Genomic DNA, 15,536 nt, shown 5'->3' on the forward strand with positions numbered 1-15,536 from the left:
GGCTTCACCGGCGAGACGATCCCGATCGGCAAGCCCATCGCCAACACCCGCATCTACCTGCTCGACGCGCACGGGCAGCCCGTGCCGCTGGGCGCCGTTGGTGAACTCCATATCGGCGGCGACGGCCTCGCGCGCGGCTATCTCAATCGCCCCGAGCTCACCGCCGAGCGCTTCCTCGACGACCCGTTCGACCCGCGCCCAGGCGCTCGCATGTATCGCAGCGGCGACCTCGCCCGCTACCTGCCCGACGGCAATATCGTCTTCCTCGGCCGTAACGATCACCAGGTCAAGATCCGTGGCTTCCGGATCGAACTCGGCGAGATCGAGGCCCGGCTGGCCGCGCATCCCGCGGTGCGCGAGGCAGTCGTGCTCGCACTCGGCGAAGGTACCGACAAGCGCCTGGTCGCCTATGTCGTGGCCGAGCACGACGAGCAACTGATCGGCGCGATCCGCGATCACCTCGCCGCGCAACTGCCCGACTACATGGTGCCCACCGCCTTCGTGCGGCTCGACGCCCTGCCGCTGACGCCCAATGGCAAGCTCGATCGTCGCGCGCTGCCCGCGCCGGACCAGTCCGCGTTGTTCAGGCAGGCCTACGAAGCGCCGCAAGGCGAGATCGAATCCGCGCTCGCCGAAATCTGGGCCACCTTGCTCGATATCGAGCGCGTCGGTCGCCACGACAGCTTCTTCGCGCTCGGCGGGCATTCCCTGCTCGCCGTGCAGTTGACCGAACGACTGCGCCAGCGAGGCTTGAGCCTGGCCGTGCGCGACCTGTTCCAGGCGCCGGTCCTGAGCGCGCTCGCCCAGCGCCTGGAACAGCAGCGCGGGCAATCCCGCGAAATCCAGGTGCCCGACAACCTGATCACGCGCGATACCGAGGCGATCACCCCCGAGCTGCTGCCGCTCATCAGCCTCACCCAGCCCGAGATCGACCATCTGGTCCAGCAGGTGCCGGGTGGAGTGAGCGCCATCCAGGACATCTACGCGCTCTCCCCGCTGCAGGACGGCATCCTCTTCCACCACCTGCTCGCCACGCGCGGCGACCCCTACCTGTTGATCCTCCAGGTGGCCTTCGCCTCGCGCGAGCACCTGGATCGTTACCTCGATGCCGTGCAGCTGGTGATCGCGCGTCACGACGTGCTGCGCACCGCCTTCGTCTGGGAAGGCCTGTCCCGTCCGGCACAGGTGGTATGGCGCGACGCGCCGCTCGCGTTCACCGAATTGAGCCTCGATCCCGCCGACGGGCCTGTGGCCGAGCAACTGGCCCGACGCTTCGATCCGCGCGAGCATCGCATCGACCTGGGCCAGGCCCCGCTGTTGCGCTTCGCCGCCGCCCGGGACGAACAGGGCCGCTGGCTGCTGGTCGAGCTGCTGCATCACCTGATCGGCGATCACTCCACCATGGAGATCCTGCACCGCGAGGTGCAAGCCATCCTGGCCGGACGCGCCGACCAGTTGTCTCCCCCGCAGCCGTTTCGCCATCTGGTGGCACAGGCGCATCTCGGCGTCAGCCAGCAGGAGCACGAAGCTTTCTTCCGCGCCATGCTGGCCGATGTCGAGGAACCCACCTTGCCATTCGGCCTTACCGAGGTGCATCTCGACGGCTCGCGCGTCATCGAAGCCCAGCGCATGCTGCCGCAGGCACTGAACGACCGGTTGCGCGCCCAGGCACGGCGCCTGGGCGTAAGCCTGGCGAGCCTGTGCCACCTGGCCTGGGCGCAGGTGCTCGCCCGCGCCAGCGGGCAGGATCGCGTCGTGTTCGGCACCGTGCTGTTCGGCCGGATGCAGGGCGGCGCGGGCGCCGACCAGGCGATGGGCCTGTTCATCAACACCCTGCCCCTGCGCGTGGATCTCGACGACACCGGCGTGGAGCAGGCGGTGCACGACACGCACGCGCTGCTGGCCAGCCTGCTCGACCACGAACACGCCTCGCTCGCGCTGGCCCAGCGATGCAGCGGCGTGCCCGCCGGCTCGCCGCTGTTCAGCGCGCTGCTGAACTACCGCCACAACGTGGTGGCCGTCGAGCAGGAAAACGCCGAGTCGGGGATCGACTTCCTGCATGGAGAGGAACGCACCAACTATCCGCTCACGCTCGCCGTGGAGGACTTCGGCAATGCCCTGGGCGTGACCACCCAGGTGGTGGACAGGCTCGATGCCGAACGCGTCGGGAACTACCTCGTCCAGGCGCTGGAAAGCCTGGCCGAGGCCCTCGACCGGACGCCGGCGCTACCGGTCCGGCAACTGGAAATCCTGCCGCCCGAGGAACGCGCGCTATTGCTCGACGCCTGGAATCCCGGCCGCGACACGCCAGCCGAGGCGTCTTGCGTTCATCGGCATATCGAACGGCAGGCCGAGCGCACGCCCGACGCCGCCGCGCTCGTCTTCGAGGAGCAAACCCTCAGCTATGCCCAGCTCAACGCCCAGGCCAACCAGCTTGCGCACGAGCTGATCGCGCTCGGCGTGCGGCCCGATTCGCGCGTCGCCCTCTGCGTCGAGCGTTCGATCGCGATGGTCGTCGGCCTGCTCGCCGTTCTCAAGGCCGGCGGCGCCTACGTCCCCCTCGACCCCGCCTATCCCGGCGAGCGACTGGCCCATATCCTCGCCGATGCCGATCCCGACATCGTGCTCGTCGATGCCGCCGGCCGTGCCGCCCTCGGCGAGGCCGCGCTGGCAGGACGTCGCCAGCTCGACCCGAATGCGCTGCACGATCGCCCCGCGACGAACCCGGTCGTGCCGGGTTTGACGTCGCGGCACCTCGCCTATGTGATCTACACCTCCGGCTCCACCGGCACGCCCAAGGGCGTCATGGTCGAGCATCGCGGCCTCGCCAATCTGATGAGCTGGTATCTCGGAGAGGTCGGGCTCGGGGCCGAGGACACGGTGTTGATCGTCACCTCGCACAACTTCGACCTGACGCAGAAGAACCTGCTCGGCTCGCTGATGGTGGGCGGCAGCCTGCATCTGGCCAGGCCGCGCTTCGAGCCGGCCTCGATCCTGGCGCAGATCCGCGGCGAGGGCATCGATCACCTCAACCTGTCGCCGAGCGCCTTCCATGCGCTGATCGACGCCGATACCGGCCACGACCTCGCTCGCCTGCGCCGCGTCGTGCTCGGCGGCGAACCGATCCAGGCGGCCAAGCTCGCCGGCATCGCCGCGCCCCGGCCGGTGTTCGTCAACAGCTACGGCCCGACCGAATGCAGCGACGTGGCCGGCTGGCATGTGCTGTCGCCGGAACTGGAGACTTACCACGATGCGCCGGTGCCCTTGGGCAAGCCGATTCCTCATGCGCGGATTCATCTGCTCGACGCGCACGGCCGGCTGGTGCCGCTGGGCGTGCCCGGCGAACTCTGCATCGGCGGCGTGGGCGTCGCGCGCGGCTATCTCAACCGCCCCGAACTCACCGCCGAGCGCTTCGTGCGCGATCCCTTCGCCAGTGATGTCGAAGCGCGCATGTATCGCACCGGCGATCTCGCCCGCTACCTGCCCGACGGCAATATCGAATACCTCGGCCGCAATGACTTCCAGGTCAAGATCCGCGGCTTCCGAATCGAGCTCGGCGAGATCGAGGCGCGGCTCGCGGAATATCCCGCCGTGCGCGAGGCGGTCGTGCTCGCGATCGGCGACGGCGCCGACAAGCGTTTGGTCGCCTATGTGGTGGCCAAGCACGACGAGCAGTTGATCGGCGCGATCCGCGACCACCTCGCCGCGCAACTGCCCGACTACATGGTGCCCACCGCCTTCGTGCGGCTCGACGCCCTGCCGCTCAGCCCCAACGGCAAGCTCGATCGCCGCGCGCTGCCCGCGCCCGATTCGTCCGCGCTCGCGCGTCAGGCTTATGAAGCGCCCCAAGGCGAGATCGAATGTGCGCTTGCCGAGATCTGGGCCGAGTTGCTCGGTGTCGAGCGTGTCGGCCGCCACGACAGTTTCTTCGCGCTCGGCGGGCATTCCCTGCTCGCCGTCCGGCTGACCGAACAACTGCGCCAGCGAGGGCTGGGACTGGCTGTTCGCGACCTGTTCCAGACCTCCGACCTGAGCGCGCTCGCCCGGCGCCTGGAACAGCAGCGCGGACAATCCCGCGAAATCCAGGTACCCGACAACCTGATCACCCGCGAGACCCAGGCGATCACGCCCGAGCTGTTGCCCCTCGTCAGCCTCACCCAGCCCGAGATCGATCATCTGGTCCAGCAGGTGCCGGGTGGCGTGAGCGCCATCCAGGACATCTACGCGCTCTCCCCGCTGCAGGACGGCATCCTCTTCCATCACCTGCTCGCCACCCGCGGCGACCCCTACCTGCTGATTCGCCAGGTCGCCTTCGCCTCGCGCGAGCACCTGGATCGCTATCTCGATGCCGTGCAGCAGGTGATCGCCCGACACGACATCCTGCGCACCGCCTTCTTCTGGGAAGGCCTGTCTCGTCCCGCGCAAGTCGTGTTGCGCGAAGCGCCGCTGATCCTCACCGAGCTGGCGTTCGACCCCGTCGACGGCCCCGTCGCCGAGCAACTGGCCCGGCACTTCGATCCGCGCGAGCACCGCATCGACCTGGGCCAGGCCCCGCTGCTGCGCTTCGCCGCCGCCCCGGACGAGCAGGGCCGCTGGCTGCTGATCGAGCTGCTGCATCACCTGATCGGCGATCACTCCACCACGGAAATCCTGCATCGCGAGGTGCAGGCCATCCTGGCGCAACGCACGGCACAGTTGCCGTCGCCGCAACCGTTCCGCAACCTCGTCGCGCAGGCGCACCTCGGCGTGAGTCGGCAGGAGCACGAAACGTTCTTCCGCGCCATGCTGGCCGATGTCGAGGAACCCACCTTGCCGTTCGGTCTCACCGAGGTGCATCTCGACGGCTCGCGCGTCATCGAAGCCCATCGCATGCTGCCGCAGGCGCTGAACGACCGCCTGCGCATGCAGGCACGGCGCCTGGGCGTGAGCCTGGCGAGCCTGTGCCACCTGGCCTGGGCACAGGTGCTCGCCCGCGCCAGCGGACAGGATCGCGCCGTGTTCGGCACCGTCATGTTCGGACGCATGCAGGGCGGCGCGGGCGCCGACCAGGCCATGGGCCTGTTCATCAACACCCTGCCCCTGCGCATGGACCTGGGCGAGACCGGCGTGGAGCAGGCGGTGCGCCACACGCATACGTTGCTGGCCAGCCTGATCGACCACGAACACGCCTCGCTCGCGCTCGCGCAGCAATGCAGCGGCGTGCCCGCCGGCTCGCCGCTGTTCAGCGCGCTGCTGAACTACCGTCACAACGTGGTGGCCGTCGATCAGGAAAACGCCGATTCCGGCATCGAGTTCCTCCATGCCGAGGAACGCACCAACTACCCCCTCACCCTCTCGGTGGAGGACTTCGGCGACAGCCTGGGCCTGACCGCCCAGGTGGTCGACACGCTCGATGCCGCGCGCGTGAACGCCTACCTCGCGCAAGCCCTGGCGAGCCTGGCCGACGCGCTCGACGAGACGCCGGCGCTGCCGGTCCGGCAACTGGAGATCCTGCCGCCCGAGGAACGCGCGCTGTTGCTGAACAACTGGAACGAAGCGGCGCGGCGCTTTGCGTCGGATCGGTGTTCGCACCAGCAGTTCGAGCGGCAGGCCGAGCGCACGCCCGATGCCGTCGCGCTCGTCTTCGAGGAGCAAACGCTCAGCTATGCTCAGCTCAACGCCCGGGCCAACCGGCTCGCGCACGAGCTGATCGCGCTCGGCGTGCGGCCCGACACGCGCATCGCCCTCAGCGTGGAGCGATCGCCGGCGATCGTCGTCGGCCTGCTCGCCATCCTCAAGGCCGGCGGCGCCTATGTGCCGCTCGACCCGGTATATCCCGGCGAGCGGCTGGCCCACATCCTCGCCGATGCCGACCCCGCCATCGTGCTGGCCGATGCCGCCGGTCGTGCCGCCCTCGGCGAGGCCGCGCTGGCCGGGCGTCATGTGCTCGACCCCAATGCGCTGCCCGAGCGCCCGGCAGGCAACCCGAGCGTGCCCGGCCTCGCTTCGCATCACCTCGCCTATGTGATCTACACCTCCGGCTCCACCGGCAAGCCCAAGGGCGTGATGGTCGAGCATCGCCAGGTGGAACGCCTGTTCGACGCCACCGCGCACTGGTATCGCTTCGACGAGCGGGACGTCTGGTGCCTGTTCCACTCGTTCGCCTTCGACTTCTCGGTCTGGGAAATCTGGGGGGCATTGCGCCACGGCGGCACCCTGCTCATCGTGCCGCACCCGGTCGCGCGCTCGCCCGAAGCCTTCCATCGTCTGGTCTGCCGGCATGGCGTCACCGTGCTCAACCAGACCCCCAGCGCCTTCAAGACCTTCATCGCCGCCGCACGGCAGAACCCCTTGCCGGACCGGCTGCGCTACGTGGTATTCGGCGGCGAGGCGCTCGAACCCAGCATCCTGCAGAGCTGGTACGCCGGGCGCGACGCGAACCCGCCCCAACTGGTCAATATGTACGGCATCACCGAGACCACCGTGCACGTCACCTATCGCGCGCTCGGCCCGAGCGACGCCCAGCAGGGCGGCAGCCCGATCGGGCGGCCGATTCCCGACCTGAGGCTCTACCTGCTCGACGCGCATCGCCAGCCGGTGCCGCTGGGCGCGGTCGGCGAGCTGCATGTCGGCGGCGACGGCGTCGCGCGCGGCTATCTCAACCGCCCCGAACTCAATGCCGAGCGTTTCCTCGACGATCCCTTCGTCGGGCAGGCCGATGCCCGCATGTATCGCACCGGCGACCTCGCGCGCTACCTGCCCGACGGCAGCCTGGTGTTCCTCGGCCGCAACGATCACCAGGTCAAGATCCGCGGCTTCCGCATCGAGCTCGGCGAAATCGAGGCGCGCCTGGCCGCGCATCCGGCCGTGCGCGAGGCGGTGGTGCTCGCGCTCGGCGAGGCGGCCGACAAGCGCCTGGTCGCCTACGTGGTGGCCGGGCACGACCCGCTGCTGGCCGGCGCGTTGCGCGATCACCTCGCGGCGCAACTGCCCGACTACATGGTGCCCGCTGCCTTCGTGCGGCTCGACGCGCTGCCCCTGACGCCCAATGGCAAGCTCGACAGCCGCGCGCTGCCGGCGCCGGACCAGGCCGCGCTGGCCAGCCAGGCCTACGAGGCGCCCGAGGGCGAGACCGAATGCGCGCTGGCCGCGATCTGGGCCGAGCTGCTGGAAGTGGAACGCGTCGGCCGCCACGACAGCTTCTTCGCGCTCGGCGGCCACTCGCTGCTCGCCGTGCGCCTGATCGAGGAACTGCGCAAGGCCTTCGGCGTGAAATTCCACCTGGCGACGCTGTACCAGCAACCCCTGCTCGCGCAACTGGCGGACGCCTTGATCTCCTTGCAGATCGCTCAATACGCGGACGGAGACATCGAGGATCTGGAACAGGAACTCGGCTCGCTGTCCGACGACGACTTACTGAAGATTTTATCGGCGGGTACCTAAATGAATAATCTGACGGATAACTCCAATCGGCTCAAACGCGAAGCCCTGCTCAAGATTCTTCAGCAACGCACTACCCGCCAGCCCGAGCCGGTCGAACCCGAGCTGCGCGCCCGAAGCGATCGGCAAGCCGAGCTGCCGCTGTCGTTCGCCCAGCAGCGGCTGTGGTTCCTGGCCCAGCTCGATGGTGTCAGTGCCACCTACCACATCCCGCTGGCGCTGCGCCTGCGAGGCCGGCTCGACGCGGCGGCATGGCAGCGCGCGCTCGACACCCTGCTCGATCGTCACGAGGCGCTGCGCTCGACCTTCGTGGCGATCGGCGGCCAGCCGCAGGTGCGGCTGCTTCCGGTGGGCACCGCCCTGCCCGTCACGCATCACGATCTGCGTGACGTACCCGACGCGCAGCAGCAGTTGCAGCGCATCGGCACGCAGGAGGCCCATGCCCCCTTCGATCTCGAACGCGGCCCGCTGATCCGCGGCTGCCTGGTCCGCCTGGCCGAGGACGAACACGCGTTCCTGCTGACCCAGCATCACATCGTGGCCGACGGCTGGTCCTTCGAGGTCCTGCTGCGCGAATTGCAGGCGCTCTATGGCGCTTATCTCGATGGCTTGCCCGATCCGCTCGCGCCGCTGGCCATTCAATACCCCGACTATGCCGCCTGGCAACGCCAGTGGCTCACGGGCGAACGCCTGCAGGCCCAGGTCGACTACTGGCGCGGCACGCTCGCCGATGCGCCGGTCCTGCTCGAGCTGCCCACCGATCGGCCTCGTCCCGCGCAGCAGTCGTTCGCCGGCGCTCACGTGCCGGTGCGCTTCGACGCCGAGCTCACGCAGGCGCTCAGGCGCCTGGCGCAAACCCATGGCGTGACGCTGTTCATGACCGTGATGGCCGCCTGGGCCATCGTGCTCGCGAGGCTGTCGGGCCAGCAGGACCTGGTGATCGGCACCCCCAGCGCGAACCGCAACCGCCGCGAAATCGCGCCGCTGATCGGCTTCTTCGTCAACACGCTGGCGCTGCGCCTGGATCTGTCCGGCGCGCCCGACACCGCCACCCTGCTCGCGCGCGTGCGCCAGGCCGCCTTGGCCGCGCAGGATCACCAGGACCTGCCCTTCGAGCAGGTCGTCGAGATCGTCAACCCGCCCCGCAGCCTGGGATATACGCCGCTGTTCCAGGCGATGTTCGCCTGGCAGTCCCGACAAGGGCAGTCGCTGCCGCTGCCGGGCGTGGACGTCACACCGCTGCCGCTGGCCTATGATTCGGCCAAGTTCGACCTGGAGCTGTCGCTCGAGGAGAACGGCGAGGAGATCGCCGGCGCGCTCAGCTACGCGACGGCGCTGTACGATCCGGCCACCATGGAACGGCATGTCGCCTACCTGGGAGCGCTGCTGCTCGCCATGACGCGGGACGACGCGCGATCCGTGCACCGGCTGCCGCTGCTCGCCGAGGCCGAGCGCGACCAGTTGCTGTATCGATGGAACGACACCGATACGGTGTTCCCGCGGGAACGCTGCATCGCCTCGCTGTTCGAGGCGCAGGCGCTCGACACGCCCGATGCGATCGCGGTGGCGTTCGACCACGACACGCTCACCTATGCTGCACTCAATACCCGGGCCAACCGGCTTGCCCATCACCTGCTCGATCTCGGCGTGGGTCCCGACGTCCGAGTCGCCTTGTGCGTCGAACGCAGCCTCGACCTGGTGGTCGGCGCGCTCGCCATCCTCAAGGCCGGCGGCGCCTACGTGCCGCTGGACCCCGCTTATCCCGCCGAGCGCCTGCAGTTCATGCTCGAGGACAGCGAACCAGTCGCGCTGCTGACACAACGCCGCCTGGAGGCTTCGATCGCCGGCAGCGCCGCCATCCCGGTGGTGCTGCTCGACGATCCCGACGCCGCCTGGCACGGCCTCGACGCCACCAGCCCCGACGCGGCAGCGCAGGGCCTCACCGCGCGGCACCTCGCCTATGTGGTCTATACCTCGGGCTCGACCGGCACGCCGAAGGGCGTGATGGTCCCGCACCACGGCGTGGTCAGGCTGGTGCGCGACACCAATTACTTCCAGGTGCAGCCGGACGCCGCCTTCGCGCTCGCCTCCAACACGTCCTTCGACGCGGCCACCTTCGAGATCTGGGCCCCGTTGCTGAACGGCGCGCGCATCGAGGTGATCCGGCAGGAAACCCTGCTCTCGCCTGCCGCGCTGGCCGCGAAGCTCAAGCAGAGCAAGGTCACCGCCCTGTTCCTGACCACCGCGTTGTTCAACCAGATCGCGCGCGAGCCGGTCGATGCCTTCAGCGAACTGCATTACCTGATGTTCGGCGGCGAAGCGGTGGATCCGCAATGCGTCGCCCAGGTGCTGCGGCGCGGCAAGCCGCGGCACCTGCTGCATGTCTACGGCCCCACCGAAACCGTGACCTTCGCCAGCTGGTACGAGGTCGACCGCGTCGAGCCGGGCGAGAACGTCCCGATCGGCCGGCCGATCTCGAACACCCGCTTCTACGTTCTCGACGAACACGGCGAGCCGGTTCCGATCGGCGCGCCGGGCGAGCTGTATATCGGCGGAGCCGGCGTGGTGCGCGGCTACCTGAACCGGCCCGAACTCAGCGCCGAGCGCTTCGTCGACGACCCCTACGCCGCCCAGGCCGGTGCTCGCCTGTACCGCACCGGCGATCTCGTGCGCTATCGGCCCGACGGCAATCTGGAGTTCATCGGCCGCAACGACTTCCAGGTCAAGATCCGGGGCTTTCGCATCGAGCTCGGCGAAATCGAGGCCCGGATCATGGCTCGGCCCGAGATCCGCAGCGCCGTGGTCATCGCGCGCGAGGACCAGCCCGGCAACAAGCGCGTGGTCGCCTACTGCGTGCCCGAGGATGGCCTCGACGCGCCCCTCGACGTCGAGGCGCTGCACACGCACCTGCTCGCCACCATGCCGGCCTACATGGTGCCGGCCGCCTATGTGAGCCTCGACGCCCTGCCGCTGACGCCCAACGGCAAGCTCGACCGACGCGCGCTGCCCGTGCCGGATTCGTCCGCGCTCGCCCGTCAGGCCTATGAAGCGCCCCAGGGCGAGATCGAGTCCGCGCTCGCCGAAATCTGGGCCGAGCTGCTCGGCGTCGAGCGCGTCGGCCGCCACGATGGTTTCTTCTCGCTCGGCGGGCATTCCCTGCTCGCCGTGCGGCTGATCAGCCGCATCGCCGCGCTCGGCACCGAGCTGCCTCTCGCCAGCCTGTTCGCCTCGCCCACGCTCGCCGGCCTGGCTGCGATCATTGACGACCGGCTGGAGCAGGGCGCCGCCGCGCTGCCGCCCATCACGCCGATTTCGCGCGACGGCGAGTTGCCGCTGTCCTTCGCCCAGCAGCGGCTGTGGTTCCTCGCCCAGCTCGATGGCGTCAGCGCCACCTATCACATCCCGCTGGCGCTGCGCCTGCAAGGCCGGCTCGACACGGCAGCATGGCAGCGCGCACTCGACACGCTTCTCGATCGTCACGAGGCGCTGCGCTCGGTATTCGTCGCGGTCCAGGGCCAGCCGCAGGTGCGACTGCTGCCGGTCGGCACCGCCTTGCCCGTGACGCATCACGATCTTCGCGATGCACCCGACGCGCAGCAGCTGTTGCAGGCCATCAGTGCCCAGGAAGCTCACACGCCCTTCGACCTGGAGCACGGCCCGCTGATCCGCGCTCGCCTGGTCCGACTGAGCGAGGACGAGCATGCGTTCCTGCTGACCCAGCATCACATCGTCTCGGACGGCTGGTCCTTCGACGTCCTGTTCAGCGAACTGCAGGCGCTCTATCGGGCCTGCCTGGATGGCCGGCCCGATCCGCTCGCGCCGCTGGCGGTCCAGTACCCCGACTACGCGGCCTGGCATCGACAACTGCTGTCGGGCGAGCGCCTGCAGGCCCAAGGCGAGTATTGGCGCGACACGCTCGCCGATGCGCCGGTCCGGCTCGACCTGCCCACCGACCATCCCCGTCCCGCGCAGCAGTCGTTTGCCGGCGCTCATGCACCGCTGCAACTGGATGCCGGGCTCACCGCGGCGCTGCGCCGCCTGTCGCAAGCGCATGGCGTGACGCTGTTCATGACCGTGATGGCCGCCTGGGCCGCCGTGCTCGCGCGGCTGTCGGGCCAGCAGGACATCGTGATCGGCACCCCCAGCGCGAATCGCAATCGCCAGGAAGTCGAGCCGCTGATCGGCTTCTTCGTCAACACGCTGGCGCTGCGCCTCGATCTGTCCGGCACGCCCGACGCCGCCGCCCTGCTCGCGCGCGTGCGCCAGGCGGCGCTTGCCGCGCAGGACCACCAGGACCTGCCCTTCGAGCAGGTCGTCGAGATCGTCAACCCGTCCCGCAACCTGAATCACACGCCGCTGTTCCAGGTGATGTTCAGTTGGCAGACCCGGCAGGCTTCGTCGGCTTCCCTGCAACTGCCGGACCTCGATGTGAGCCCGCTGCCGCTGTCCTACGACACCGTCAAGTTCGACCTGGAACTGGCGCTGGAGGAGAACGGCGAGGCGATCGCCGGTGTGCTCGGTTATTCGACGGCATTGTTCGAGCGCGCCACGATCGAACGGCATCTCGCTTACCTGGAGGCCATGCTGCGGGCGATGGCCCGGGACGAGACGCAGGCGCTCGATCATGTCGACATCCTGCCGCCCGAGGAGCGCGAGCTGCTGCTGGGCAATGGAAATGCGACGCAGGCGGACTATCCCGAGCAGCATTGCATTCACCAGTCGTTCGAGCAGCAGGTCGAGCGCACGCCCGACGCCGTCGCCCTCGTGTTCGAGGAGCAAACCCTCAGCTATGCCCAGCTCAACGCCCGCGCCAACCAGCTCGCGCACGAGCTCATCGCCCTCGGCGTGCAGCCCGATTCCCGCGTGGCCGTCTGCGTCGAGCGATCTCCCGCCCTGGTCGTCGGCCTGCTCGCCGTCCTCAAGGCCGGTGGCGCCTATGTCCCGCTCGACCCCGCCTATCCCGGCGAGCATCCGGCCCAGATCCTCGCCGATGCCGATCCGGCCATCGTGCTCGCCGATGCCGCCGGTCGCGCCGCCCTCGGCGAGGCCGCGCTCGGCGGGCGTCGTCTGCTCGACCCGAGCGCGCTGCCGCCCGAGCGCCCGGCGACCAACCCGGTCGTGCCCGGCCTCGCCTCGCAACACCTCGCCTATGTGATCTACACCTCCGGCTCCACCGGCAAGCCCAAGGGCGTCATGGTCGAGCACCGACAGGTGGCGAGCTTGCTCGAAGCCGCCGCGGCCCCGTATCGCCTCGATGCCGAGGACGTCTGGTGCCTGTTCCACTCACCGGCGTCGGACCTCTCGGTCTGGGAAACCTGGGGCGCATTGTGCGGCGGCGCAAGACTGGTCATCGCCTCGCATCAGGTCGCGGGCACGCCCGAGGCCCTCCATCGACTGATCTGCCGGCATGGCGTGACCGTGCTCGGTCAATCCCCCGGCGCCTTCACCGCGTTGGCCGCCGCGGCCGGGCAGAGCCCGCTACGCGACCGCCTGCGCTACGTGTTCCTCGGCAGGGACGCGCTCGACGCCGCCGTCCTGCCGCGCTGGCATGCCGAGCACGACGAGGCCCTGCCCCGGCTGATCAACATGTACGGTGCCGCCGAGACCACCGTGCACGCGACGCATCACGCCCTCGAGCCGCGGGACGCGCGACGGGGCGGCAACCCGATCGGGCGTCCCATCGCGGGCCGCAAGCTCTACCTGCTCGACGCGCATCGCCAGCCCGTGCCGCTGGGTGCCGTGGGCGAACTGTATGTGGGCGGCGACGGCGTCGCGCGCGCCTACCTGAACCGCCCCGAACTCAGCGCCGAGCGTTTCCTCGACGATCCGTTCGCCGGCCGCGTCAACGCCCGCATGTACCGCAGCGGCGATCTCGCCCGCTACCTGCCCGACGGCAATCTCGTACTCCTCGGCCGCCTCGATCAACAACTCGCAATTCGCGGTGTTCGCGTCGAGCCGGCACGGATCGAGGCGCATCTGCTCGCGCATCCCGCTGTCCGCGAAGCCGTGGTGCTGATGCGCGACGAAGCCGCGGACCCGCGCCTGGTCGCCTACGTGGTGGCCGAGCCCGACGAGCAGTTGATCGACGTGCTGCGCGAGCAGCTCGCCGCCCGGCTGCCCGACTACATGGTGCCTGCCGCCTTCGTGCGGCTCGACGCCCTGCCGCTGACCCACAACGGCAAACTCGACCGCTGCGCGCTGCCGCTGGAGCAACCCGCGCCCGCGTCCCGGGCCTACGAGGCCCCCGAGGGGGAGACCGAATGCACGCTCGCCGCGGTCTGGGCCGAGCTGCTCGGCATCGAACGCATCGGCCGTCACGACAGCTTCTTCGTGCTGGGCGGCTTCTCGCTGATGGCCGTGCGAATGATCGTCAAGCTCCGCCAGAAGGGCCTGGAACTGGCGATTCGGGATCTGTTCCAGACGCCCGTGCTGAGCGTACTGGCCCAACGCCTGGATCAGCAGCGCAGCAACCGGGCCCGGGAGATCGAGATCCCGGCCAACCGGATCACGCCCGACACCCGCGCGATCACGCCCGAGCTGTTGCCGCTCATCAGCCTCACCCAGCCCGAGATCGACCATCTGGTCCAGCAGGTGCCCGGCGGCGTGAGCGCCATCCAGGATATCTACGCGCTGTCCCCGCTGCAGGACGGCATTCTCTTCCACCATCTGCTGGCCACCCGCGGCGACCCCTACCTGGTGATCCAGCAGGCGGCCTTCGCTTCGCGCGAGCATCTGGATCGCTACCTCGATGCCGTGCAACAGGTGGTGGCTCGCCACGACGTGCTGCGCACGGCCTTCGTCTGGGAGGGCCTGTCCCGTCCGGCACAGGTGGTGTGGCGCGACGCGCCGCTCACGCTCGCCGAGCTGAGCCTGGACCCCGCCGACGGGCCTGTCGCCGAGCAACTGGCCCGGCGCTTCGACCCGCGCGAGCATCGCATCGACCTGGGCCAGGCCCCGCTGCTGCGCTTCGCCACCGCCCGCGACGAGCAGGGCCGCTGGCTGCTGGTCGAACTGCTGCATCACGTGATCGGCGATCACTCCACCATGGAGATCCTGCATCGCGAGGTACAGGCCATACTCGCTGGCCAGGCCGCGCAACTGCCGCCGGCCCAGCCGTTCCGCAACGCGATCGCGCAGGCCCGCCTGGGCAGGAGCCAGCAGGAGCACGAAGCTTTCTTCCGCGCCATGCTGGGCGATGTCGAGGAGCCCACGCTGCCCTTCGGCCTCACCGAGGTGCATCTCGACGGCTCGCAGGTCAGGGAATCGCAGCGCATGCTGCCGCAGGCACTGAACGACCAGTTGCGCGCGCAGGCGCGGCGCCTGGGCGTGAGCCTGGCGAGCCTGTGCCACCTGGCCTGGGCGCAGGTGCTCGCCCGCGCCAGCGGGCAGGACCGCGTCGTGTTCGGCACCGTGCTGTTCGGCCGGATGCAGGGCGGCGCGGGCACCGACCAGGCCATGGGCCTGTTCATCAACACCCTGCCCCTGCGCATGGACCTGGACGACACCCAGGTGGAGCAGGCAGCCCGTCGCATGCATACGCTGCTGGCCGGCCTGATCGACCACGAGCACGCCTCGCTCGCGCTGGCCCAGCAATGCAGCGGCATCGCTCCCGGCTCGCCGCTGTTCAGCTCGCTGCTGAACTATCGCCACAACGTGATCGCGGCCGAACCGGAAAACGTCGATGCCGGATTCGAATTCCTGCATGCGCAGGAGCGAACCAACTATCCGCTCACGCTTGCCGTGGAGGATTTCGGCAGCTCGCTGGGCATGACCGTCCAGGTGGTCGACTCGCTCGACGTCGATCGCGTCGCCGCCTACTTCGCCCAGGCGCTGGACAGTCTCGCGACCGCGCTGGACCGAACGCCGGCGATGCCGGTCCGGCAGCTGGACATCCTGCCGCCCGAAGAGCGCGCCTTGCTGCATGACTGGAACGCCACCAGCACACCGTATCCCGAGGACGTCTGCCTACACCAGCAATTCGAGCAGCAGGTCGAGCGCACGCCCGACGCCGTCGCCCTCGTCTTCGAGGAGCAAACCCTCAGCTATGCCCAGCTCAACGCCCGCGCCAACCAGCTCGCGCACGAGCTCATCGCTCTCGGCGTGCAACCCGATTCCCG

1 protein-coding gene and 1 pseudogene are annotated in these 15,536 nt (G+C 69.3%); both read left to right on the forward strand.

The features are described 5' to 3' along the window. The coding region (locus FB600_RS36515) for a non-ribosomal peptide synthetase (RefSeq protein ID WP_145758271.1) at positions 1-7,422 on the forward strand (7,422 nt) is incomplete at its 5' end. Between the two features lie 27 nt (positions 7,423-7,449). Continuing rightward, positions 7,450-15,536, forward strand: a pseudogene (locus FB600_RS36520) (amino acid adenylation domain-containing protein); the annotation flags it as partial.

This window comes from Burkholderia sp. SJZ089 (assembly GCF_007828315.1).
Classification (GTDB): Bacteria; Pseudomonadota; Gammaproteobacteria; order Burkholderiales; family Burkholderiaceae; genus Burkholderia; species Burkholderia gladioli.